Origin of the sequence: Rhodococcus sp. 14-2470-1a, assembly GCF_002259425.1 — a bacterium.
Lineage (GTDB): Bacteria > Actinomycetota > Actinomycetes > Mycobacteriales > Mycobacteriaceae > Rhodococcoides > Rhodococcoides fascians_E.
The window spans coordinates 224,237-246,591 of the sequence record NZ_NPFZ01000010.1 but is presented as its reverse complement, the minus strand read 5'-3'; the positions used below and the strand labels follow the sequence as shown (position 1 = coordinate 246,591).

Below are 22,355 nucleotides of genomic sequence, written 5' to 3'. Positions count from 1 at the left end.
GAATCAATGTCGCTGGTCCACATCGCCATCAGCGTTGTCGGAGTGGTTGCCATCATCGTGGCCTTCAAGATCGAGCCGGTGATCGCGCTGGTCCTGGGCGGCGGATATCTGGGAATCGCGACCGGGCAGGGATTCGCCGGTACGACGACCGAGATGGTCGAGGGCTTCGGCTCGGTGATGACCGAGATCGGGCTGTTCATCGCGTTCGGCGTACTGCTGGGAGCGCTGGTGGAAGCACTCGGCGTTCCTCAACGGGTGGCCGAGGGGATGCTGCGAATCTTCGGGCGACGAGGGTTGCCCTACGCACATGGACTCTCGCTCGGAGTTGTTCTCGCATCGGTGTTCGCCGACGTGCTCATCGTCCTGTCCGGCCCGCTCACCCGACACGCCTCGAGCAAGCTGGGGAAGAACGGGCACGGTCTGCTCTCGGGCGTCGCGATCACCGGCATCACAGCCGGCCTCGTCTTCGTCGTGCCGGGCACCGCACTGATGGCGGTGGTCGGCATCCTGGGCATCCCGATCGGAACCGCCCTTCTCTACGCGCTACCCCTCGGAATCGTGGCCATCGTCGTGACCGTTGCCGTGTACTCGACCCTCATCCGTATCGGACTGTGGGACGAAGCGCGTGACGAATCGGAGAGCCTGGGTGAGGCGGTTGCAGTCGGGGCCGAGAACAATTCGGCCACCGCTGAATCCGACTCCTCCGAAGGTGGCTCAACTCGAGGGAAGCGCACCGGGACGGTGACAGCGACACGGCCGAAGGACTCGGTGCCTCCGCTGTTGCTCCTTGCCAGCCCGCTGATCGTCGCCGTCGGCCTGATGCTCACCGGTGCGTTCCTGGCGGTGTTCGGAGTGGAGGGCCCGGTGACGGACGCGCTCGGCAACGTCAGCTTCGCACTGTTCGTCGGGGTCTGCCTCGCGTATGTCCTGGCGCGTCGCTACCTCGGAGTCGAGAAAGTATCGGCCGCAGTCGGGAACGGAATGCGTACCAGCGGCTCGATCCTCATTCTCACCGGCGTGGGCGGAGGATTCGCTGCCCTCGTCAACGGTTCCGGTGTGGGTGACCAACTGACGGACATGTTCGGAGCGAGCGGCGGCGCACCCATCCTGGTTGCCTGGATCATCGCGGCCATCCTGCACGCTGCCGTCGGATCCATCACCCTCGGCGCAATGACAGCAGTCGGCATTCTCGGACCCGTCGTCGCCGCAGCAAGCCCCAGCGGCGCAATGCTTCTCGCACTGGCCGCGCTCGCGGGCGCTCTCTTCGGAGGTCTACCGAACGCCAACGGATTCTGGTTGTTCAAGTCCGTCTACGGGTTGTCCGTCCGCGGAACCCTCAAGACCTACACCCTCGGCCCGTCGATCTGCTCCGTCGTCTCCTTGGTGCTCATCCTCATCGTGTCGACCGTGGTGTAGCACCCCAGACAGTCGTCCGCCAGAGTGCTTCGAGGATCACTGCACGGCTCATCTTGCTCGTGCCGAGTTCTCGTTCACGGAAGGTGATGGGCACTTCGGTGATACCCAGACCCTCCCGATGCACGAGCAACGCCATCTCCACCTGGAAGCTGTATCCCTTCGACGTCACCGACTGCAAGTCCATCGACGTCAGGGCGTCTGCGGTGAAGACCCGGTAACCCGCGGTCGCGTCGCGAACTCTCAGAGGCGTCAGTAGACGGACATAGCTGTTCCCGGCCCGCGAGAGGACCTTCCGGGTCCACGGCCACCCCTCGGTACGCCCGCCGGCGACGTACCGAGAGCCGATGACCAGGCCGACGCCCGGCTCGCCCGATGCCTGGATCATCGCCGGCAGATGCTCGGGAGCATGGCTACCGTCGGCGTCCATCTCCACCAGACGAGTGAACCCCCGTTCGAGTCCGATGCGGAACGCATCGAGATACGCCGTCGCGAGCCCCGATTTCGCAGGCCTGTGCAGCACCGAGATGCACGGGTGTTCCGCGACCAACGCGTCGGCGATATCTCCTGTTCCGTCCGGGCTCGAATCGTCGATCACCAGAATCGATGCACCGGGCACCGCAGCGAGTGTGCGGTGGACCAGCGACTCGATGTTGCTGGACTCGTTGTAGGTGGGCACGCACACGAGCACGCCGGCGAAGTGATGTGTCACCGTTCCAACACCTTCGGGGTCCAGACGAGGTAGTAGCCGGCGAACTCCTCGTAGCGGGTGAATGGGACTCGATTGGACAGACGATACGGAGTCTCCGCCGTCGTGAGATATTCGTTGATCTGCTTGCCGTTCTCGGTGTTGAGGTTGAGGTAGATCGTGCCGAAGTGGGACTGGTCGATCGCCTCGCGGTACGCCGGCATCCCGGTCTTGTTGCCGTAACCGAGCGCAAAGGTGTCCGTCCACAGAATCGGCTCCACCTCACCGCGCAGGGCGTAACGCTGAGCCGAAGGTTCCTCGCCCAGAATCGCTTTCCCCGGAGACGCAGCGATCTCGACGCGAAGTGCCGCGACCATGGCGGTGTCGTCGACCCATGTCGTCAAGAACTGCTGAGACTGAGTGAACCCGAGTACCGACTGCATCACCAGAACCGCACCGGCCACCGGTATGCCGACCCACTTGGCTCGAATGATCAACCACGCCAGCAGGACACCCGCTAGAGGCGCGGCGAAGACCAGACCGAACGCGACGTGCTTGGAGAGCGACGTCTCCTCACCGATCCGAATCTGCTGGGCCGGCCCGATGACCGAGAAAGCCAGCATGACGAGCCCGATCGGCCACCGTCGGTACTGCGTCGCCGCGCCCACCAGCGCCAGGAGGAGGATCGCGCCGACCCACGTCGCGACGTTCGTCGACAGCAGTGATGCCGACGCGGGGGAAATGGGCGCCCGGTTGGTCGTCGTCGACATGATTCCCGGAATGAGATCCTGAGCCCAGAAGATCAGGATGAAAAAGGCCGTCGCCGTGCCCGACGCGAGCATGAGCAGAGCCTGGCGCGCCGCACCCCAGCGGATGCTCGGCCACGCCAGAATCATGCCGATCACGGCGACGCCGGGCGCATAGACCGCCGTCGCATACTTCGTCAGGAACGCGAGAGCGAGGATCGCGCCGATGACCGGAGCCCACAACAGCGAATTCTGTTGAGCACTGCGTACAGTGAGCCAGAGCGCGACGGCGACGAGGCTCATGGCCATCGCGTCGAACGTCGCCATGTGGGACACGAAGATCACCGATCCCGACAACGTGAATGCGGCAGCCCCCAACAGTCCTGCCAGCGTGCCGAACAAGCGGTTACCTATTCCGTAGACGGCGACGATGGCAACCCAGGTGAAGAACAAGCTGACCAGCCGGGCCGCTTCCAGACCGCCGACCGTATCGGCGAGCGCACCCAACACCGGGAACAACCCCGGCGCGCCCGACAGATAGCCGCCCGGGTACTCGGTCACGGTGGCACCGTCGGCGACGTGCTCGAGCATGCGATGACCGATGAACAGGTACAGACCCTCGTCCTGGAACGCGGTGTTGTTGGAACCCGGCCGCAGCGAAAGAACCGCCGAGACGACGGCCATGACGAGCAGCCACGGCCATGCCGCGGACGCCGACCACTCGATGCGGATCCTGCGTCGACGCTCCGGCACTCTCTCCGACGACGGTGGCTGTGTGAAGGTCATGACCTCCGAGCGAAACAGTCTGCGGCGGAGCGTCATCGGATCCAGCAACGACGGGAACTCCGTGCGCCAGAACATCAACGGATAGACGACGATCAGGTTGAAGACAGCGAAACCGATCATCGGAGCGTAGTTGGACCACCCGTACTGCGGTGCCCGCCAGAAGATGCCCACCCACATCAGCACCTGCACCAGGACCAACCAGGACGTCATGACGCGTTTGACGCGCCTCGCGGTGGTCGAGCGCGTCTTGATTCCGGTGGCCTGCCAGGCATCGGTACGTCCGCGCATGACGTCGACGACCGCGAGGGAGTGGATGTAGGAGTAGAAGGCCTGAACGCGATCGAGTCCGAGGGTGCTCTCGCGGCCCATGGTGATGACCGGTACCAGCGCGAAGCGCACCACCATGGCCAGGAACACGAACAGGTAGTTGTTGATCGACACATCGTCGGGCGCGAGGAACGCCATCAGAATCGGCGGCAGCGCAATGACATACACGTTCACCGCAGTGTCGATGTAATACAGGAACCCGGACCAGAAGCACAGACGCTGACGAAGCGTGAACGGCATCTTGTGGAAATCGCGTGACTTCAGCAAGCTCATGGATCCGTTGGCCCAGCGGTACTGCTGGTTGGCGAACTGATCCAGAGTCTCCGGGCACAAGCCCTTGGACACCACGACCGGGACGTACCGCGTCCGGAAACCGACGCGCATGAGGTCGACGCCCGTGTAGACGTCCTCGCTGTGCTCGATGGCCGAGAACCCACCGCCCAGCTCCAGGGCACTCCGGCGGTAGACGGCGCAGGTGCCGACGCAGATGGACGCGTCGCTCTTGTCCCGTGCAGCCTGGATCCAGCGGTAGAACAGGACCTGTGTGGCGCCCGCGGCGTACTCCATCCAGTTCATTCGGTGCGTGGTGTCGAAGAACTGCGGACTCTGCACGATCGCCACGTCGTCCTCGGTGGTGTACGGCATGAGCTCGTGCAGATAGTCCGGCCGGGGCACGAAATCCGCGTCGAAGATGGTGATGAACTCTCCGTGGGACTCGTCGAAACCGAACCGGAGATTGCCTGCCTTCTTGAGGAATCCACGGTTGGGGCGCACTCGGTACTCGTAGCCGAAGGTCTCCGCCAGCTCGCGGACACTGCCCCGGTCCGAGTCGTCCAGCACGTACACGGTGATCTCGCCCGACCAATCCAACCGGCTGACGTGCCAGAACGTGTTGTGCAGCACAGCAATGTCTTCCCCGGCGCTGGGAAGGAACACATCGACACTCGGATAGTGAACCGGCGCGTAGGAACGCACGCGTGCGATGTGTCCGGCCAAGTTGTCTCGACGCGGTTGCACGGACGTGAGCAGGGAGACGACCATCGCCGTCGTCGTGATGGCAAGGGGTATCAGCAGGGGTATTGCCCACATCTGGCCCTGGACGAGATACAGCAAGCTGACCGTCGTGAGAAAACCGCCGAACGTGGAAGCCAAAGGAATCCAACGATTTTCACTCTGGAGATAGGAATCACGTTCGACGTCCGTCGGCGGCGACGGTAAACCTGGATCGGTAGGAGGGGACACGAGCGCTGGGTCGACGGACCGGGATGCAATCGCAATCCGGTCCTCGTATGTAGATGTCATGGAGGCCAATCGACTGTTGTAGTTTCGATCGCAGAGGAAGAAAGATGGTCGACGCTGACCTGAGTGACACCCGACTTCCTGAAACCTACCTCGAGTTTGGTTTGACCGCTTTTCGAAACCTGTCCGCTGTTCGACCGACACATTGGATCCTCATGACCCGCTTCACGCTCGCGTCCCTGGCTGTGGTCACGACGGCAGTGCTCGCAGCGGCAAGTTGTGCGGCCACCGCGGACACGCCACCGCGAACGTTCGGCCTATCCTCGCAAGGCGAGAACTCGGGCGTCGCGACGGCGTTCACGACCGGGGATGCGCTGGACCGCTCCCCGGAAGTGATCAACTACTTCGAGGCGTGGGCCTGGGAGCGCCCACTCGCGCTCGACACCCTGTACGACATCCACGACCGAGGAGCCATCCCCGCCGTCACGTGGGAGCCGTGGCATCCCGACGAAGGCGAGTATCAGGAACGATTCCGACCCGCGCGGATCGCAGCGGGGGAGTTCGACGAGTACATCACCGGATGGGCGAGAAGTGCCGCCGAGTTCGACCAGCCGATGCAGCTGAGGTTCGGACACGAAATGAACGGCAACTGGTACCCGTGGTCGGTGGACGGTTCACGCTCGACCGCCGAGGACTACGTCGCCGCCTACCGCCGGGTCCACGACATATTTCTCCAAGCCGGAGCCAGCAAAGTGCAATGGGTGTGGTCCTACGACGCCAGCAGCGACCGCCCAGGAGGGCTGGACATCGCTGCGCAGACCTACCCCGGCGACCTCTACGTCGACCTCGTGGGAATCGACGGATACAACGGCGGGGGTGAAGGGACGTACTGGCAGACCCCGGACAACCTCTTCGCCGACGCCATCGCTACCGCGAACTCGGTGGCACCCTCCAAGCCTGTGTGGATCTACGAAACCGGCAGCGGAGATGCCCTGGGAGACAAAGCGCAATGGATCACCGACCTCTTCGCCTACCTCGGCACCACCCGCGTCTCGGGGCTGCTGTGGTTCGACTTCGACAAACCAGGCGAAGCCAACTGGTTGCTCGAAAGTCCGCAATCGGCACTGGATTCCGCCCGAGCAGCGCTGAGGGAATGGTGATGCGGGTCAGTCGCAGCAGTTGCAGTGATCGGCTCCGGCCGAGGCCGGCGCGGATATCGGCGTGGCGCAGCAGGTGTCGCCCTTCCACGCGTTCAGCCCTTCCTTGACGGCCAGGCCGGCGATCACCAGTGCCGCGACCGGATCGGCCCAGGACCACCCGAAAAGGCTGTTGAGCAGGAGCCCGACCAGCAGGACGGCCGACAGGTAAGTGCACAACAATGTTTGTTTGGAGTCCGCTACCGCGCTCGCCGACCCGAGCTCTCGGCCTGCACGGCGCTGAGCCCAGGACAGTGCAGGCATGATGGCCAAACTCACTGCCGCAAGCGCAATTCCGATGGACGAGTGTTCGGCATCGGCGGCTCCGAAGAGTGTCCGGACGGCATCCACCGTGACGTAGAGCGCGAGCCCGAAGAACGAGAACGCAATGATGCGAAGCGCGACCTTCTCCCTCGACTCCGGATCCGAGGCCGAGAACTGCCACGCAACCGCGGCCGCGGACGAGACCTCGATGATCGAGTCCAAACCGAACCCGATCAGTGCCGTCGAGGACACCCGGGCACCCTCGGAAATGGCGATGACCGCCTCGACGACATTGTAGGCAATGGTCGCCGCCACGAACCACCGAATTCGCCTGGACAGCACTGCCCGTCGACGAGCGTTCGGAACCGGGAGTCCGATGTCGGTGGCCATCAGCAGCAGCCCTCGGTGTTCGACGCCGGGCAACACGTGGGATCCACGGCGAGAACGACCTGCAGCAGATCGTCCAGAGCCCGCCCGATGTTGGCGTCGGCCAACTCGTAGCGCGTTCTCCGGCCATCCGGCACCGAGACGACCAAGCCGCAGCCACGCAAGCACGCGAGGTGATTCGACATCTTCTGACGTGTCACGCCCAGGTCTGCCGCAAGCTCGGCGGGGTAGGCCGGCGCTTCCTTCAGCGCCAGCAGTACCCGCGTACGGGTCTCATCCGACAGGGCATGGCCGAAGCGCGACAGCACCGATACACGGGTCAGGACGTCCATTCCGGTGACTGTACATTGAAATCTGTATTCAGGAAATACTGAACTATCGGCGGGCGTCCACCAGGTCCGCCGCCTCCTTCAACCCGAGGCCAGGATGACGTTCACGCAGCAGCTTGACGGCCTTCACACGTGACTGAGCTTCGGAGATCGCGAAGGCCACGTCATCGACCGGGATGGTGGCCGGGTCGACTAGCTGAGTGCTGGGATGGTGGGTTCGTCGACGAATCAGCTCCGTCACCTGGACGACGACGAGCAGTGCCCACGCCAGGACGAGGAAGATCTGCCAGGGCGACCGCTCGTCGAGCGCGCTGTCGATCACGCCGGGACCGATCACGGCCAGCAGTGCCAACATCAGAACTGGGCCCCACGTGTCGGCGAATGTGTTGTCGAACCATCTTCGCGTTCCCATGGGACCCAGCTTCACACGAGTGGCGCCGTCGATGCACGCGCCGAACCGCTGATCAGGCGAAGGGGCAGTTCACCGTGTACTCCCAGATGGTGTCCGCAGGCCCCGTCACCTTCACCAGAACGGACGTGTCGCCACCGGGCGGGAGAGCGACGACGGCGGAACCGGTGCCCTCGTTGATGTTGTCACCCACGGGGCCGATGCTCTGAACCAGGCCGCCCTGGTAGAACACCTCGATGACGTCGGGAACGCTCTCGGTCTCGTAGTTGATGACGAACGACGCAGGCCCGGGCCGTCCCAAGTCGTGATTGGTCTGGGTCACGCCAGGACCGCCGGAGACTGTGCCCTGATTGCACGGCTGGCGCGGAGCGAACGACCCGGTCCCCGGAAGGCTGTTGAGGATCGAGCTGCCGCCGTTGACGATGCCGGTGACTCCGTCGACGATGTTCCCGTCCAGAACACTGCTCCCGCTGTCCAGAATTGCGCTGCCGCCGCTGATGGCTCCGTCGGCGCTCCCGACCGACGGCTGTGCGGACACACCTCCAGGCGCGAGGAGAAGAGCGGCGCCGAGTGTCGCAGACACAGCGATGGAACGTCGGATCAGTCTATTGCTCAACATGTTTGCTCCGCACACGTAGTTTCGAACGACAATGAGTGTCATCGGTCGAATCAATGCTTACAGGGGGCGAGCGGAACGGGTATCCGGCAATCGGATTACATACGAACGAACGACACGGAAACCATGGGGCATTCCGGGGTCAGCAGGTGGGGACGTCGACGGTGATGGTGGGGTCGTCGACGAGAGGCTGCGTGGGAACCAACGCTTCGCCCGGAACGGTGGGCTCCTCGACTTCCCATGTCACTGTCGAGGATTCACCCGGCGGGATGGTGACGTAGGCAGCTTGTACGGGGTGGCCGAGTTCGACGCCGCCCTGAACGGCGAAGGCACTGAGCCCGTCGACCTTCGTGGAGAGGATCTTGGCGCCCTGGGTTGCGTACAGGTAGACGATGGACTCGTTGGTGCCGTACGGAACGCCCGGCTGGAAGGTGCTGGCGACGTACTGCGTCAGACCGTTCGGATCCACGGTGTTGGTCAATGTCGCTGTAACAGTCGACTTTCGGGTGGGACCGTTGCAGCTTTCCGCGGTGTACGTGATGTCGCGGGCCAGGTAGTAATCCAGCTTGTTGCCGCCGGCGTTGTTGACGATCACATTCGCGTAGGGGACAGGCTCGGTCGGCAGTGCATGGCCGATCTTGGTCGCAGCCAGAATTTCCTGCTCCGCCGGGTCCGCGCTCCACACCGAGATGCGGCCTTCGCTTCCGGCGCGGCCGACGGCGTCGAGCAGCTGGCGTGTCGGCGCCACGCCCGTCGTCATCTTGGCCACGACGGCCGCTGCGATCTCCTGCAGGTACGCCTTGCGTGCGATCTGATCGTCCCCGAAGCGCGCGTACGCGGTGGACAGTGTCACCTCGACGACGTTGTCTCCGGAAATCACCTCGCCGTCGGCCAGAGTGATGGGTCCGGTGGCGTCGAGGATGTAACTCAGAGCAATCGGATCGGTCGCGATGGCACCGTTCAACTGCTCACCGGTCTGCTCCGTCCACATCGACGACCAGATCTGTCCCGCGTACGGGAAGTTCGGGCTCGCATTGGAATTGCGGAAGTCGACGGTGGTGTTGCGCGGCGCCCAGAGCGCGTTGTACTCCGGCCCGAGATCGATCGGCTGCTCGGCGAACTCCAACTCGTTGTTGGCGCCCAGGGTATCCACGCGAGCGGTGCCGTTGTCTGCCCTGATGATGCCGAAACCGCCCAGAAGACCGCCGGTTCCGCGTGCCTCGGCGTTGGTCTGGAACGCCATGAAGTACGAGCGCGGTCCGTCAGCACCCATCATCGACGGAACCAAGCGGCTCGCGGTGTAGGTGTTGGTGAGCAGCCCGGCAAGATCGTGCGTCTGGTTCTCGAGCTGGACCCTGGCGTCCTGCACCACTCCGAGAAACACCGGATCCTCGATCGCCTGAGCCTGGACGTACAGATCCTCCGCAGCGGCGGACGTCTCGGCGAGGACCGGCTCGGCATCCGTCAACGCCTGCAGGTTCACTCGCCCGCCGCCCTCGATGACGCTGTTGGGTGAAATACTCGCGCTCGCAGCGGACGCCGGTTCCAGCACGTCCACGGCGAGACCGTGCACGACGTCGGCGATATCGGACACCGTCGCGAGCGGACTGCCCAGGTAGGGGATCGCTCCCGCGACGGAGAACGGAATCGACGACGCGGCGTCCTGTGCCTTCTTCGCCGAGTCCGACGCCTCCGCCGCTGCGGCCTGCGCACCGGCGACATCACCGTCGAGCAGAGAATCCTTGGCTTTGTTGGCGGCGTCACGCGTCGTCTCGAGGTTGGACTTCGCTGTCACGGCCTCGTACGCCAGCCAGGCCACGAACGCGACGAGAAGCACGAGGACGATCACGACGGTCCACAGAATCGGGCGCTTCTTGCGTCCGCGTGACGATGAGCGGGTCTCGGTACCGGTCGTCATGTCGCCAGAACTCCTGTGGGCTAGGTCGGTGAGCGTCACACCGTGAAAAATGTGACGATGCTCAGGGAAGAGTAGCGATTAATTCACGTGAATGACATTTCAAGCAATCGAATAATGCGCGAAACCGAGGAAAGGCCAACGCGTTAGCGTGATCGTAACGTGATGGTGCTTACATACGACATTCGAGTCGAGTTTCGACAGACGTACGAGTTGGGGTGAAAAATCGGTGCAGGGCGACCGACTGGGTCGAAGTGGCGGTGACCCGTCACATTCGAATGCGGGAGTTGTAGCGCTCGGTTCGTGGGATGCAACAACCAAGGAAGTGTTCGACAAGATCGTCGCCGCAGGCACTCTCGCGGTGCTCGCTCCGGTGTTCGTGTGCTGCTGGATCTACGCCAAGGTCACCGGCCCCTCGAAGGCCCCGGTGACCACAGTGCCCCGGCTCGGTCTCGGCGGTGAGGCGTTCGACCTGCTCAACTTCTCCGCACCGGCTGACCAGCGGAAGGACCGGCCGCTGGTCAAGTACGGTCTGATCCACTTGCCCGAGCTGCTCAACGTACTGCGCGGAGACATGAGCCTCGTCGGTCCACGGCCCCGGCCGGTACGGCCTGCGCTGTCGGAGAGGCCGATCGAGGTTCGGCTACGCCCGGGCATGACCGGCCTCTGGATGCTCACTCCCCGGACCGAACTGACACCGCAAGACATTCACTCGCTCGACAGGACGTATGTGGAGTCCTGGTCGCTTTTCCGTGATATCCGCATCTTGATCCTGACGGCCGGCGCGGTTCGTTACGGCTGGAAAACGACCTGACCTCGTGTGATTTCCCGTCGAAAAACAAGCAAGTCGACCTTTTTCGGGGCCATTTCTGAGGGTTCGCCGAATCCCGAACATCGAAATGCCCCGACATTTCCCGGCAAGTAGAGCAATTGCCGCCCGTCCACTAGTTTGTAGAGGGGCCACGAGAGGTCGAGGTCGTTTTTGCGACCCTACAGAACGACCGTATGGGTAGCTGAGTTGTCTGCGAAGCCGTCCGCAGTGAGCCTGAGGAGGGGTAGCAGAAGTGTCGTCTGGAAGTGCGCCGTTGGAGGATGGCCTGTTTCCGCTTTCTGCTGCCCAGATGAACATCTACTTCGCGCAGAAGCTGGCACCGGACGTGCCGTTCACGATCGCGCAGTACGTCGAGATCCGCGGGCACATCGACCCACCGACGCTCATCCGCGCCACCGATATCGCCTGTCGTGACCTCGAGTCACCGGGCGTTCGGCTGACCGAGATCGACGGCCGTCCCTACCAGTGGTTCGACTCGGGCGTGCCCTACGCGATGATCTACCGGGACTTCCGCGTCCAACTCGATCCCGTCGCCTACGCCCACGAGTACATGAACGCGCAGTACCGCACACCTGTCGACCTGGTGCGGGATCAACTGATCGCGTCGGAGATCATCCAGGTCGGCGACGAGCACTACTACTGGTTCAGCCGCGCCCACCACATCGTCATGGACGGCCTCGGAGCCATCTCCGTCCAGGAACGCACCGCCGCCGTCTACACCGCTCTGCTCACCGGCACCGATGCGCCGAAGACCCGAGCCGTCGGCGTCCGCGAGATCTACGACTACGAGGCCGCCTACCCCGCGTCGTCCCGCTACGAGACCGACCGTCAGTACTGGCTCGGCCGGCTCGACGGACACAGCGACGCCCCGCGCCTCGCGCGGTCGTCCTCGGTGCCGAGCGGTATCTCGATCAGCGTCGGGGCGGAGCTCGAGCCCGAGATCGCCGACGCCATGGCCGAACTCGCGCGCCGCTACAACTCCTCCGACGTGCCCGTCGTACTCGCAGCGTTCTCGCTGTATCTCGCGAGGATGACCGACACCGAGGACGTCATGCTCAGCCTCCCCGTCTCCGGCCGCGCGACGACCAAGCTGCGCGACTCCTCCGGCATGATGTCCAACGTCGTACCCCTGCGCATCGGCGTCGAGGCCGGGGTCACCGTCGAAGAGCTTCTCCGACGCATTCAGGTCGAGCTCACCGGCGCACTCCGGCACCAGCGGTTCCGGTTGGAGGACATGCAGCGTGCCGCGGGCACCGACGTCGGCGCTGCCGCTGGTCGCGGCATTTTTGGCCCGTCGGTCAATATCATGATGTACAACAGCATAATTCGACTCGGCGACGTCGTCGGCGAGTATCGAGTGCTGTCGAGCGGTCCCATCGACGACATGATGGTCAACGTCTACCCGGGCGTCGCCGGGGCCACCACCCGCGTCGACTTCCTCGGCAACCCGGCCGTGTACACCGCCGACGAGCTCGGCTACCACCACGCACGGTTTCTCGACCTGCTGCGGGAACTCGTCGGCGCTCCCGACGGCTTGTCGGTCTCGGAGCTCACCGTCCCCGGCGCGGAGGACAGCGCAGCGTGGGGTACCACCGAGCCGCTGCTGTTGACCTCGTTGCTGCAGAAATCTGCCGTCGTTCGGTACGGCGGAATCGACCACACCGCTACCGATTTCGCCCTGAGCGCGGCGGGAGTGGCCTCCGGGCTGCCGGTCGGTACCGAGACGCGAATTGCCGTGGCGATCGGACGGTCGTATCACTCGCTTCTGGCGGCGTGGGCGGTATCGGTGGCCGGTGGGTCGTTCGTGCCCGTCGATCCGTTCGAGCCGGCCGATCGGCTGACGCAGATCCTCACCGACGCCTCCGTCGAGGTCGGCATCACCACCCGCGAGCTCGCGGCGTCGCTACCCGGGTCGGTGCGGTGGCTGGTCATCGAGGATCTGCTCGACGCGCAGCCGACCGACACAAATGCTCCGACAACACGTGTCGACAACGAGGCCTACCTCGTACATACCTCGGGGAGTACCGGGCGTCCCAAAGCCGTCAGCGTCACTCATCGCGGACTCGCGCAATTGGCAGCCGCTGTGGTGGAACGCTATTCGGTGACACCAAGATCTCGGGTGCTGCACCTGGCATCGCCGATCTTCGACGCGTCGATCCAGGAAATACTCTCCGCGTTCGCAGCCGGTGCCACGTTGGTGATCGCGCCCGCCGAGGTGTACGCGGGCAGAATGCTGGCTGATTTCATTGCCGCAGAACGCATCACCCATCTCGTGACCTCCCCGGCAGTCCTCGCGACACTCGAACCCGAGGACCTCGCGGGCATCGACGTGTTCGACGTCGGCGGTGAAGAATGCCCACCGGAACTGCGCGACCGGTTCGCGGCAGCCTCCCACCACATGCCCGCCGGCGCGTTGTCCGATCGGCAGATGCTCAACGCCTACGGACCGACGGAAGCGACCGTCCTGGCCACGCTCTCCGAGCCCATGACGGTGGGCGAACGCGTCACGATCGGTACCGCTCTTCCCGGCGTCCGCGCCGTTGTTCTCGACGCCCACCTGCGTTTTGCACCGCGCGGAGGCGTCGGCGAGCTGTATCTCGGGGGCGACGGCATCGCCCGCGGATACGACGGCCAACCCGGTCTCACCGCCTCGCGTTTCGTTGCGGACGTCGGTGGCGCTCGGTTGTACCGAACCGGAGACGTCGTGCGGTGGGCTGTCGACGGCAGTGCGCTCGAGTATCTGGGCCGCAGCGATCGCCAGGTCCAACTGCAGGGGCGCCGCGTGGAACTCGGCGAGATCGAGTCGGTCGCCGCCCGATCACCCGGCGTCACGGCGGCCGTCGCGACGGTGCACGATCAGCGAATCACGTTGTACGTCGCAGGTTCCACCGACAATCTGGACTCGCATCTCTCCGCGCACCTGCCTCGGTGGATGGTGCCGGCCCACGTCACGGTTCTCGACGCTTTCCCGATGACCGCGAGCGGCAAGATCGACAGACGTGCTCTGCCGGCGCCGGTCGTGGGCGAGGACACCGCGTACGTGGCGCCGCGGACCGAGACCGAAACGCTGGTCGCGACCGTCTTCGCCGACGTCCTCGGCGCCGGCAGCGTCGGACGCGTCGGACGCGAACACTCGTTCTTCGACCTCGGCGGGGACTCCCTCAGCGCCACGCGCGTGCTGTCCAGGCTCGGCGGCGCGGTGACGCTGCCGACGCTGTTCGATGTCCCCACCGTCGCCGGAGTCGCTGCCGCCCTCGACGCATCCGCCGATCACGGTTCGTCGCTGGACTTGCTCGACACCCAGGCTCTGTTCGATATGCCGGTGCCGAAACGGATTCCACTGTCCTACTCGCAGCAGCGCATGTGGTTCCTCAACCAGTTCGACGCGAGCTCCCCGGCCTACAACATGCCGGTCGCGCTGCGGATCACCGATGCGACCGCGAGCGACGGATCGATCGTGGTGGCCGCACTGCGAGACGTGCTCGAACGGCACGAGTCGCTACGCACGTATTTTCCGGCGGACGAGGACAGCCCACGCCAGGTGGTGAAGCCCACCGGCCAGGTGCTGGGCCACATCCCCACGTACGCGGTGCACCCGGACGATCTGGGCGGGCGCATCGCCGCACTGGCGTCGGCCGGCTTCGACGTTGCCGACGACGTGCCGATCCGCGCCGCCGTTCTGCAGTCCGATCAGGACGTGACCGTCGTGATCGTGCTGCACCACATCGCGATCGACGGATGGTCCATCGACCCGCTGGTCCGTGACTTCGCCGTCGCACATGCCGCTCGACTCGCCGGGCACGCACCCACGTGGTCGAGACTCCCCGCGCAGTACAGCCAGTACGCGGTCTGGAACCGAGCGGTCGTCGACGCCGTCGCGGAAAGCCAACTCGCTTACTGGACAACCGTGTTGGATACCGATCTTCCGCTTGCCGCGCTGCCCGCCGATCATCCACGCCCGCCGGTGCAGTCCCTGGTCACCGCCGACGTCCCGATCACCGTCGACGCGTCGGTGCACTCCGCGATTCGCGATCTCGCGAAGGCATCCAACGCAACGACGTTCATGGTGGTGCACGCAGCACTCGCCGCCACTCTCACCCGGTTCGGGGACGCCTCGCGCACCGTCGTCGGCACACCGTCGGCCGGCCGCGGCCACGAGGCACTGGACGACATGGTGGGAATGTTCGTCGGAACCGTGCCCCTGGCCGTCGACGTCGATCCCTCGTCGACCTTCACGGAACTGCTTGCCGCCGTGCGGCACAACGACCTGGACGCGTTCGCGCACACCGAACTGCCGTTCGAGCGCATCGTCGACGCCCTCGCGACGGACCGATCACTGGACCGGCACCCGATTTTCCAGGTCATGCTCGCGTTCGACAACGCACAGCACCGGTCGGTGGACGACCTCCCGATCACCGTCGTGTCGGTTCCGACGCACACCTCGGAATTCGACCTCGGACTGGTACTCACCGAGACCGCCGACGGCATCACCGGCCAGATCGAGTACGCCGCCGACCTGTACGAGCACCGGACGGTCCAGCACTTCGCGGACACCCTGCTCACCGTGCTCAGCACCGTCGCCGACACACCCGATGCGGTGGTGGGCGACATCGAGCTGGGCGACATCGAGCTGGGGCAGCCGGAGCACCCCGCCGTGGATGCACCCGTGGGCACTCTGTTGGACGTGTGGACCGACGGAAATATCGCTCTCGACGGAGCCGAGACGCTGACGTACGACGAGCTGGATCGTCGCTCCAACCGCATCGCGCGCCTGCTCATCGCCGAGGGAGTCGGACCGGAATCACTCGTCGCACTGTCGCTGGAACGCTCGGCGGACTACGTGCTGGCCCTGTGGGCCGTGGCGAAGGCCGGGGCCGCGTTCGTCCCCGTCGACCCGACCTACCCCGCAGCCCGACGCACAGCAATCCTCGACGGCATCCGAATCGGATTCGGCGGCAACGAGACCGGAATCGACTGGGTCGACGAAGCCGCTGCCCTACTGCTCAGCGACGCACCCGTCACCGACGCCGAGCGCACCTCGACGCTGCTGCCGGCGCACCCCGTCTACGTCATCCACACCTCTGGATCCACGGGCACACCCAAACCGGTCGCCGTGACGCACGGAACCGTCCACGCCTTGGCTCAGCAGGTCGTTCCGCGCTACAGCGTCGACGCAGAATCCCGGTTACTGCACGGTTATTCGGTCAACTTCGACGCCGCGATGCTGGAGCTGATCCTGGCGTTCGGTGCCGGCGCAACCCTCGTGATCGCCCCGACCGACCTGGTCGACGGTGACGCGATGGCCCAGTTCCTCACCGAACACGCCGTCACCCACTTCCTGTCCACTCCCGCAGTCCTCGCCACGGTCCCGCCCGTGGACAGCGTGACGACGGTAGCCGTCGGCGGCGACGTCCTCGGAGCGGACGTCGTGACGCAGTGGAGCCCGAACCGGCTGATGCTCAACGCCTACGGCCCCTCCGAAGCCACCGTGGTGGCGACGCTGACCGACGGCCTGACGACCGACAATCCCGTCACCATCGGGCGCCCCCTCGCGCACATCTCGGCGCACGTGCTGGACACACGGCTGCGGCCGGTGCCGCGCGGCGGCGTCGGCGAGCTGTATCTGGCGGGCGGACTGGCCCGGGGTTACGGCTCGTGGGCAGCGTTGACCGCCGAGCGCTTCGTCGCAGGTCCGGGCGGTACCCGTCTCTATCGCACCGGCGACCGGGTGCGCATCGGGGAGGGCGGCGAGCTCGATTTCCGCGGACGCATCGACACCCAGGTCCAGATTCGCGGAGTGCGAGTGGAACTGGGCGATATCGAGGCAGCACTGCGCACGCATCCCGACGTCACCGCGGCCGTCGCCGACGCACGGGACGGCCGAATCGTGGCCTGGGTCGTGGGAGTGGGCGAGCAGGACGCCAAGCTGTGGCTGCTGGACAGGCTGCCGCTGGCGCTGATGCCCACGGCGATCGTGCCGATCGATCGACTACCGCTGACCGCCAACGGAAAAGTCGACACTCGTGCCCTGGTGTCGCCCGACGCACTCGCGGGTGACGCGGTAGCTCGCACCCTCGCGGGTGACGCGGTAGCTCGCACCCTCGCCGTGGACGTGATCCTCGGTATCTTCGCCGACACCCTCGGCGGTGCTGCCGAGAACGTGAGCGTCGACGCCAACTTCTTCGTCATGGGCGGCGACTCGCTCCGCGCGGCCCGAGCCGCCACCCGGATCGGCGCAGCCCTGGGGACCCACGTGCCCGTGCGCACGATCTTCGAATCGCCGACGGCGAAGCTCCTCGGCGCATCGGTGCAGAAGCTGTCCACCGAATACGCTCCCCGGCCTGCGCTGACCCACCGTTCGGACGCGCGATCGTTCACGCAGCCGGCCCCCGCCGAGCGCCGGATCTGGCTGCAGAACCGGTACGCACCCGACTCCGCGGCCTACAACATCGCGTTCGAGCTCGCGTTACCCGACGACCTCGACGTCGAGGTACTACGAGCTGCCATCACCGACGTCGTCGAGCGCCACCTGCCGCTGCGCACGGTGTACCCGTCGACGCCGGACGGCCCGACGACCACGCTGTTGGACGCGGTCACCGTCGTCTCCTCACTCGACGAACGGCACGCCGACGCATCGGCCGCACCCGTCGAGGGCTTCGATCTGACGATGGAACCACCGGTACGGCTCTCGCTGCAGGAGCGGAGCCTGCAGGAGCGACCCCGGCAGGAGCGGAGCCTGCAGGAGCGACCCCGGCAGGAGCGGAGCCTGCAGGAGCGACCCGACAGCACGGTCAACGTTCTGACGGTGGTTGCGCATCATGTTGCTGTGGACGGGCTGTCTCTCGGTCCGTTGGCGCGGGATGTCGACACTGCACTGACGGCGCGCGGTGCAGGTTCGGCACCCGAGTTCGAACCGCTTGCAGTCGATTACGCCGACTACCGGCTGTGGCAGCAGGACGTCCTCGCCAGTGTCGCTGCACCACAGCTCGACTACTGGCGCACTGCACTGGCGGGGTTGCCGGGCTACCTCGATCTGCCGACCGGGGTCTTGGACGCCGACGCTGCGTACACTCCCGGTGAATTCCGTATCGACGCAGACACTCTCGGTGACCTACGTGGCCTGGCGCATCGCCTGGGGGCGACGGTGTTCGTCGTCGTTCACGCATCCCTCGCAGCGGTGCTGGCCGAGGCCAGCGGCTCATCGGACATCGCCATCGGTACACCGGTCTCCGGCAGGTCGCACCCTGCACTGGACGAGTTGGTGGGCATGTTCGTCGGCACCGTCGTACTGCGAACGGACGTGCAGCCGTCGACGACCTTCGAAGAATTCGTGATCGACGTGCGCAATCGCGACCTCGACGCCTTCGCCAACTCCGACGTTCCGTTCGAGTGGGTGGTCGACGCCGTGGCGCCCACCCGCACACTCGACACGCACCCGCTGTTCCAGGTGTTGCTCGCGATGGGTGAACTCGGCGCGCCGACATTGGAATTCGGTTCCACCTCCGTGACTCCCCGGCGCATCGACATCGAGAGCACGCAATTCGACCTGGAAGTGGTCGTCGAGGAAACGGTCGACGGGCTGACCGGGCGGCTGGCGTACTCGCCCACTCGCTTCGGACCGTCGGTGCCCGCTGCGTTGGCGGACAGGCTTGCGGCCGTGCTCACCCTCGTCGCGCACGATCCGAGCGTCCGGTTGGGAAGCGCCGAATTCGCCGCAGCCCACTCGTCCGCGATCGTCAGCACCGACGGCTCTGCCGAGCAGTACACGCTGGCCACAGTGTTCACCGAGGCGGCGCGTCGATGGCCGGACAACACGGCCATCCTCGACGGTGACGAGGAGCTGACCTACCGCGAGCTCGACGAGCGTTCGAACGCCCTGGCCCAGAACCTGGTTCGCCGCAGCGTGGAGCCAGGATCGCTCGTTGCCGTGGCCCTGCCGCGGTCGGCCGAATCCGTGATCGCTCTCTGGGCCGTTGCGAAGTCCGGTGCCGGATACCTCCCGATCGACACGACGCTGCCGACCCACCGGATCCGCGAAATCCTGTCCGACGCCGCGCCGATCACCGGCATCGCAGCGATCGATTCCGGCCTCGCACAGCCGACATGGCTGACGGTGGGCACCGAGTCGGACGAGAGCTTCACTGCTCGGGCCGTTCCCGTGGACAGCACCGCGTACGTCATCTACACCTCCGGTTCCACCGGAACGCCCAAGGGTGTGCGCGTCACGCACCGAGGCATCGCGGACCTCGTCGAAAGCCAGCGTGAACTGTTCGACGTGACGCCCGGCTCACGCGTACTGCAGTTCGCATCGCTCGCCTTCGACGCATCCGTCTTCGAACTGCTGCTCGCGTTCGGCTCCGGCGGAACCGTCGTGGTGGGCGCGCCCGACGTGTACGCCGGACGCGCACTGGAAACCCTGATCGCGCAGCACCAGGTGACCCACGTGTGCCTGACCCCGACGGTCCTGCAGATCACCGACCCGCACGCCACTCCGTCGGTCGAGGTCGTCATCATGGCCGGTGAAGCCACCAATGCCGCTCTGCTGCAACGGTGGTCGACAGGTCGCCGCGTGTACAACGCCTACGGACCCACCGAAGGTACCGTCATGAGCACGTGCACGGACGCTGCGCCCCCGGCCCGCCCGGTCACCATCGGCCGACCTACCCGCGGATTCACCACCGCCGTCCTCGACTCCCGGCTGCGACCGGTGGGGGAGGGCATCGTCGGCGAGCTCTACCTTGCAGGCGACGGCCTCGCCGAGGGATACCTACGTAAGCCGGGGTGGACGTCGAGCAGCTTCGTGGCCAACCCGTTCGGAACCGGACGTCTCTATCGCACAGGCGACCTGGTCCGATGGGTCGGAGGCTCACTCGAATACCTGGGCCGCGCCGATTCGCAGATCAAGATCCGTGGCCACCGAGTGGAACTCAGCGAAATCGAGTCCGCGCTCCTGCAACACCCGGGAGTGGAACAGGCGTCGGCAATCGGGCGCAGTGGATCGGACGGCAGGGGATCGGACGGCAGTGGAGCGAACGGCAGTGAATTGAACGGCAGCGGATCGCTTGCCGCCTACATCGTCGGACCGGCGCGGCCGCGCTCGGTGCGCGAGTTCCTGGCCCGCACCCTGCCCGCCTACATGGTTCCCAGCACGGTCACCCGCGTCGACACCCTCCCGACCACGCTGTCCGGCAAAGTCGACACGGCACGCCTGCCGGAGCCGGCACCGGCGTCGGATCCGAAGCTCGCGCCGACGACACCGCTCGAACACGCAGTCCATCAAGTGTTTTCCGACGTGCTGGATCTACCGGCGGACCGATTCGGCGTCGGCGACAACTTCTTCGATCTCGGTGGGCATTCGCTGTCGGTGGTGCAAGTGGTCGACGCTCTCGAAGATCGCCTGGGGCTGACCGTCCCGGTGACGGCCATGCTGACTCACCCCACCGTCGCCGGTGTGGCCGCGCAGCTCCGGACCGGGGCCCGTGACCACGGCGGCGCGTTCGACGTGCTGCTCCCGATCCGCACCGACGGCCCCGGTGAGCCGCTGTTCTGCATCCACCCCGCCATCGGGATCGCGTGGAGTTACCTCTCGTTGCTGAGCGAGACCGACAGGCCGCTCTTCGGACTGCAGGTTCCCGGCATCGCAGGCGGGGAGGATGCGCCGTCGACCATCGAGGATTTCGCGGCGCGCTACGTCGCGGAGATCCGCGCCGTGCAACCGGACGGCCCGTACCACCTGCTCGGATGGTCGCTCGGCGGCGTGATCGCCCACGCTGTCGCCGTTCAGCTGCAGTCCATGGGCGAGGAAGTGGCGCAGCTGACGCTGGTCGACGCGACCCTGACCGCACCCACCGACAGCGCACCGTTCAGCATCGCCGACCTCGCCGATCAGCTCGGCGTGGACGGCGAATCGTTCGACGAGATCCGAGACGGATTGGTCCACGGCCGCGGCGAACTCGCCTTCCTGACCGTCGAGAACCTGCGTCGCATGTACGCACCCGTCGCCGACGCGCCGCAGTGGGTCGCCGCGTACCGGCCGCAGGTGTTCAAGGGGGACGTTCTCTACTTCGCAGCACGCGGATCGCGCGGCGCGGAGCAGTGGGACGAGTTCGTCGACGGCCCGGTCTCGGTAGTGCGGGTCGACGCCGAACACGAGAACATGCTGGGTGAAGCAGGCGCCCACGCACTCGGCCGAGAACTCGGCCTGCTTCTGCCGAAGGAAGGTGTGGCGTGATGACCACCAATCTGCAGCCCTATGTGGACAACGTCCAAGCGCACTACGATCTGTCGGACGAATTCTTCGCCCTGTTCCTCGATACGAGCATGACCTACAGCTGCGCGTACTTCGAACGCGAGGACATGACGCTCGAAGAGGCCCAGACCGCCAAGATCGACCTGGCGCTCGGCAAGTTGGATCTGCAGCCTGGAATGACGTTGCTGGACATCGGGTGCGGATGGGGTGCACTCGCCAAGCGTGCCGCCGAGAAGTACGGCGTCGACGTCATCGGACTGACACTCAGCCGCAACCAATTCGACCGTGCCAGTGCCGTCGTCGCGCACCTCGACGGCGTCGAGATCCGTCTGCAAGGGTGGGAGGAGTTCAGTCCACCCGCCGGTCGAACCGTCGACCGCATCGTCAGCGTCGGAGCGTTCGAGCACTTCCGGCGCCAGCGCTACTCCGCGTTCTTCGACAAATGCCGGGCCGTGCTGCCGCCCGACGGCCGAATGTTGTTGCACACCATCGTCATGCGGCCGATCGCCGAAGTGCTGGCGAGCGGCGTCGTGTTCACCCGCGAGGACGCACACTTCGTACGCTTCATCATGCGGGAGATCTTCCCCGGCGGACAGCTCGCACAATCCGACATGGTGGTCGCCACAGCGTCCGAAGCGGGCTTACGGCTCGAACGTGAGCACACACTCGGGCCGCACTACGCGAGAACGCTCGACGAATGGACCGATCGCTTGGTCGACCAGCGAGAAGCCGCAATTGCGTTGTCTTCGAGCGAAGTTTACGAGCGATACATCCATTACCTGACCGGATGTTCGTCCAGATTCAAGGACGGACGCATAGATGTCGTGCAGTTCACCCTGACGCCGGGCGAGTGCTGATGAACTAGTGCGCGAGAAGACCGACAAGCATGAAAACATGAACACGAGCGTTGCTGGAAAAGATGAGGGAGCCCCAAGTGGAAATCCAGGACTACCTACAGA

The 22,355-nt window shown here is 65.4% G+C and carries 12 protein-coding genes; 5 read left to right on the top strand and 7 right to left on the bottom strand.

Annotated features, from left to right (window positions below; translation table 11 throughout):
• Positions 1-6 precede the first annotated feature (6 nt).
• Positions 7-1,416, top strand: a complete 1,410-nt coding sequence (locus tag CH292_RS05840) for a GntP family permease (RefSeq protein WP_094654221.1) — start codon at positions 7-9, stop codon at positions 1,414-1,416.
• Here the strand turns inward: CH292_RS05840 and CH292_RS05835 are convergent.
• Together CH292_RS05835 and CH292_RS05830 are read right to left on the bottom strand one after the other, a co-directional pair.
• On the bottom strand, positions 1,394-2,125 hold the full coding sequence (locus CH292_RS05835) for a polyprenol monophosphomannose synthase (RefSeq protein ID WP_094654220.1): 732 nt from the start codon (positions 2,123-2,125) through the stop codon (positions 1,394-1,396). The genes CH292_RS05840 and CH292_RS05835 overlap by 23 nt on opposite strands.
• A complete protein-coding gene (locus CH292_RS05830) occupies positions 2,122-5,112 on the bottom strand; it encodes a glycosyltransferase family 2 protein (RefSeq protein ID WP_179277914.1) in 2,991 nt (996 codons plus the stop codon). Before CH292_RS05830 ends, CH292_RS05835 begins: the two co-directional genes overlap by 4 nt.
• Before the next feature lie 302 nt (positions 5,113-5,414).
• Here CH292_RS05830 and CH292_RS05825 point away from each other — a divergent pair, with 302 nt between their 5' ends.
• The gene (locus CH292_RS05825; RefSeq protein ID WP_157773149.1) at positions 5,415-6,359 is read left to right on the top strand and encodes a glycoside hydrolase family 26 protein; all 945 of its coding nucleotides are present in this window, start codon (positions 5,415-5,417) and stop codon (positions 6,357-6,359) included.
• A gap of 6 nt (positions 6,360-6,365) precedes the next feature.
• On the opposite strand, the gene CH292_RS05820 is transcribed toward CH292_RS05825, so the two are convergent.
• From CH292_RS05820 to CH292_RS05800, 5 genes are all read right to left on the bottom strand, one after another.
• Entirely contained in the window at positions 6,366-7,049 is a 684-nt protein-coding gene (locus CH292_RS05820; RefSeq protein WP_094654218.1) for a cation transporter, read from the bottom strand.
• Positions 7,049-7,378, bottom strand: a complete 330-nt coding sequence (locus CH292_RS05815) for a helix-turn-helix transcriptional regulator (protein WP_094654217.1) — start codon at positions 7,376-7,378, stop codon at positions 7,049-7,051. The genes CH292_RS05820 and CH292_RS05815 overlap by 1 nt, the downstream gene beginning before the upstream one ends.
• A gap of 43 nt (positions 7,379-7,421) precedes the next feature.
• The gene (locus CH292_RS05810) at positions 7,422-7,787 is read right to left on the bottom strand and encodes a hypothetical protein (protein ID WP_094654216.1); all 366 of its coding nucleotides are present in this window, start codon (positions 7,785-7,787) and stop codon (positions 7,422-7,424) included.
• A 52-nt stretch (positions 7,788-7,839) separates the two neighbouring features.
• Positions 7,840-8,403 carry a hypothetical protein gene (locus CH292_RS05805; protein ID WP_373454668.1) on the bottom strand — a complete coding sequence of 188 codons (564 nt, stop codon included), beginning with the start codon at positions 8,401-8,403 and terminating at the stop codon, positions 7,840-7,842.
• Positions 8,404-8,542: 139 nt separating this feature from the next.
• Positions 8,543-10,318 (bottom strand): DUF4012 domain-containing protein, encoded by a 1,776-nt coding sequence (locus CH292_RS05800; RefSeq protein WP_094654214.1) that lies wholly within the window; start codon positions 10,316-10,318, stop codon positions 8,543-8,545.
• Positions 10,319-10,640: 322 nt separating this feature from the next.
• Between CH292_RS05800 and CH292_RS05795 the strand changes: the two genes are divergently transcribed.
• The 3 genes from CH292_RS05795 (at position 10,641) to CH292_RS05785 (ending at position 22,253) form a co-directional block, all read left to right on the top strand.
• A complete protein-coding gene (locus CH292_RS05795; RefSeq protein ID WP_179277913.1) occupies positions 10,641-11,129 on the top strand; it encodes a sugar transferase in 489 nt (162 codons plus the stop codon).
• A 250-nt stretch (positions 11,130-11,379) separates the two neighbouring features.
• Entirely contained in the window at positions 11,380-21,378 is a 9,999-nt protein-coding gene (locus CH292_RS05790) for a non-ribosomal peptide synthetase (RefSeq protein ID WP_256977946.1), read from the top strand.
• Entirely contained in the window at positions 21,378-22,253 is an 876-nt protein-coding gene (locus CH292_RS05785) for a cyclopropane mycolic acid synthase family methyltransferase (RefSeq protein WP_094654211.1), read from the top strand. The genes CH292_RS05790 and CH292_RS05785 overlap by 1 nt, the downstream gene beginning before the upstream one ends.
• Positions 22,254-22,355: the final 102 nt, after the last annotated feature.

Bases quoted from the DNA above. Each gene is read 5' to 3' on its own strand.
- CH292_RS05785 (WP_094654211.1), top strand. From the start codon at position 21,378: ATGACCACCAATCTGCAGCCCTATGTGGACAACGTCCAAGCGCACTAC.
- CH292_RS05810 (WP_094654216.1), bottom strand. From the start codon at position 7,787: ATGGGAACGCGAAGATGGTTCGACAACACATTCGCCGACACGTGGGGC.
- CH292_RS05840 (WP_094654221.1), top strand. From the start codon at position 7: ATGTCGCTGGTCCACATCGCCATCAGCGTTGTCGGAGTGGTTGCCATC.
- CH292_RS05825 (WP_157773149.1), top strand. From the start codon at position 5,415: ATGACCCGCTTCACGCTCGCGTCCCTGGCTGTGGTCACGACGGCAGTG.
- CH292_RS05815 (WP_094654217.1), bottom strand. From the start codon at position 7,378: ATGGACGTCCTGACCCGTGTATCGGTGCTGTCGCGCTTCGGCCATGCC.
- CH292_RS05820 (WP_094654218.1), bottom strand. From the start codon at position 7,049: ATGGCCACCGACATCGGACTCCCGGTTCCGAACGCTCGTCGACGGGCA.
- CH292_RS05800 (WP_094654214.1), bottom strand. From the start codon at position 10,318: ATGACGACCGGTACCGAGACCCGCTCATCGTCACGCGGACGCAAGAAG.
- CH292_RS05805 (WP_373454668.1), bottom strand. From the start codon at position 8,403: ATGTTGAGCAATAGACTGATCCGACGTTCCATCGCTGTGTCTGCGACA.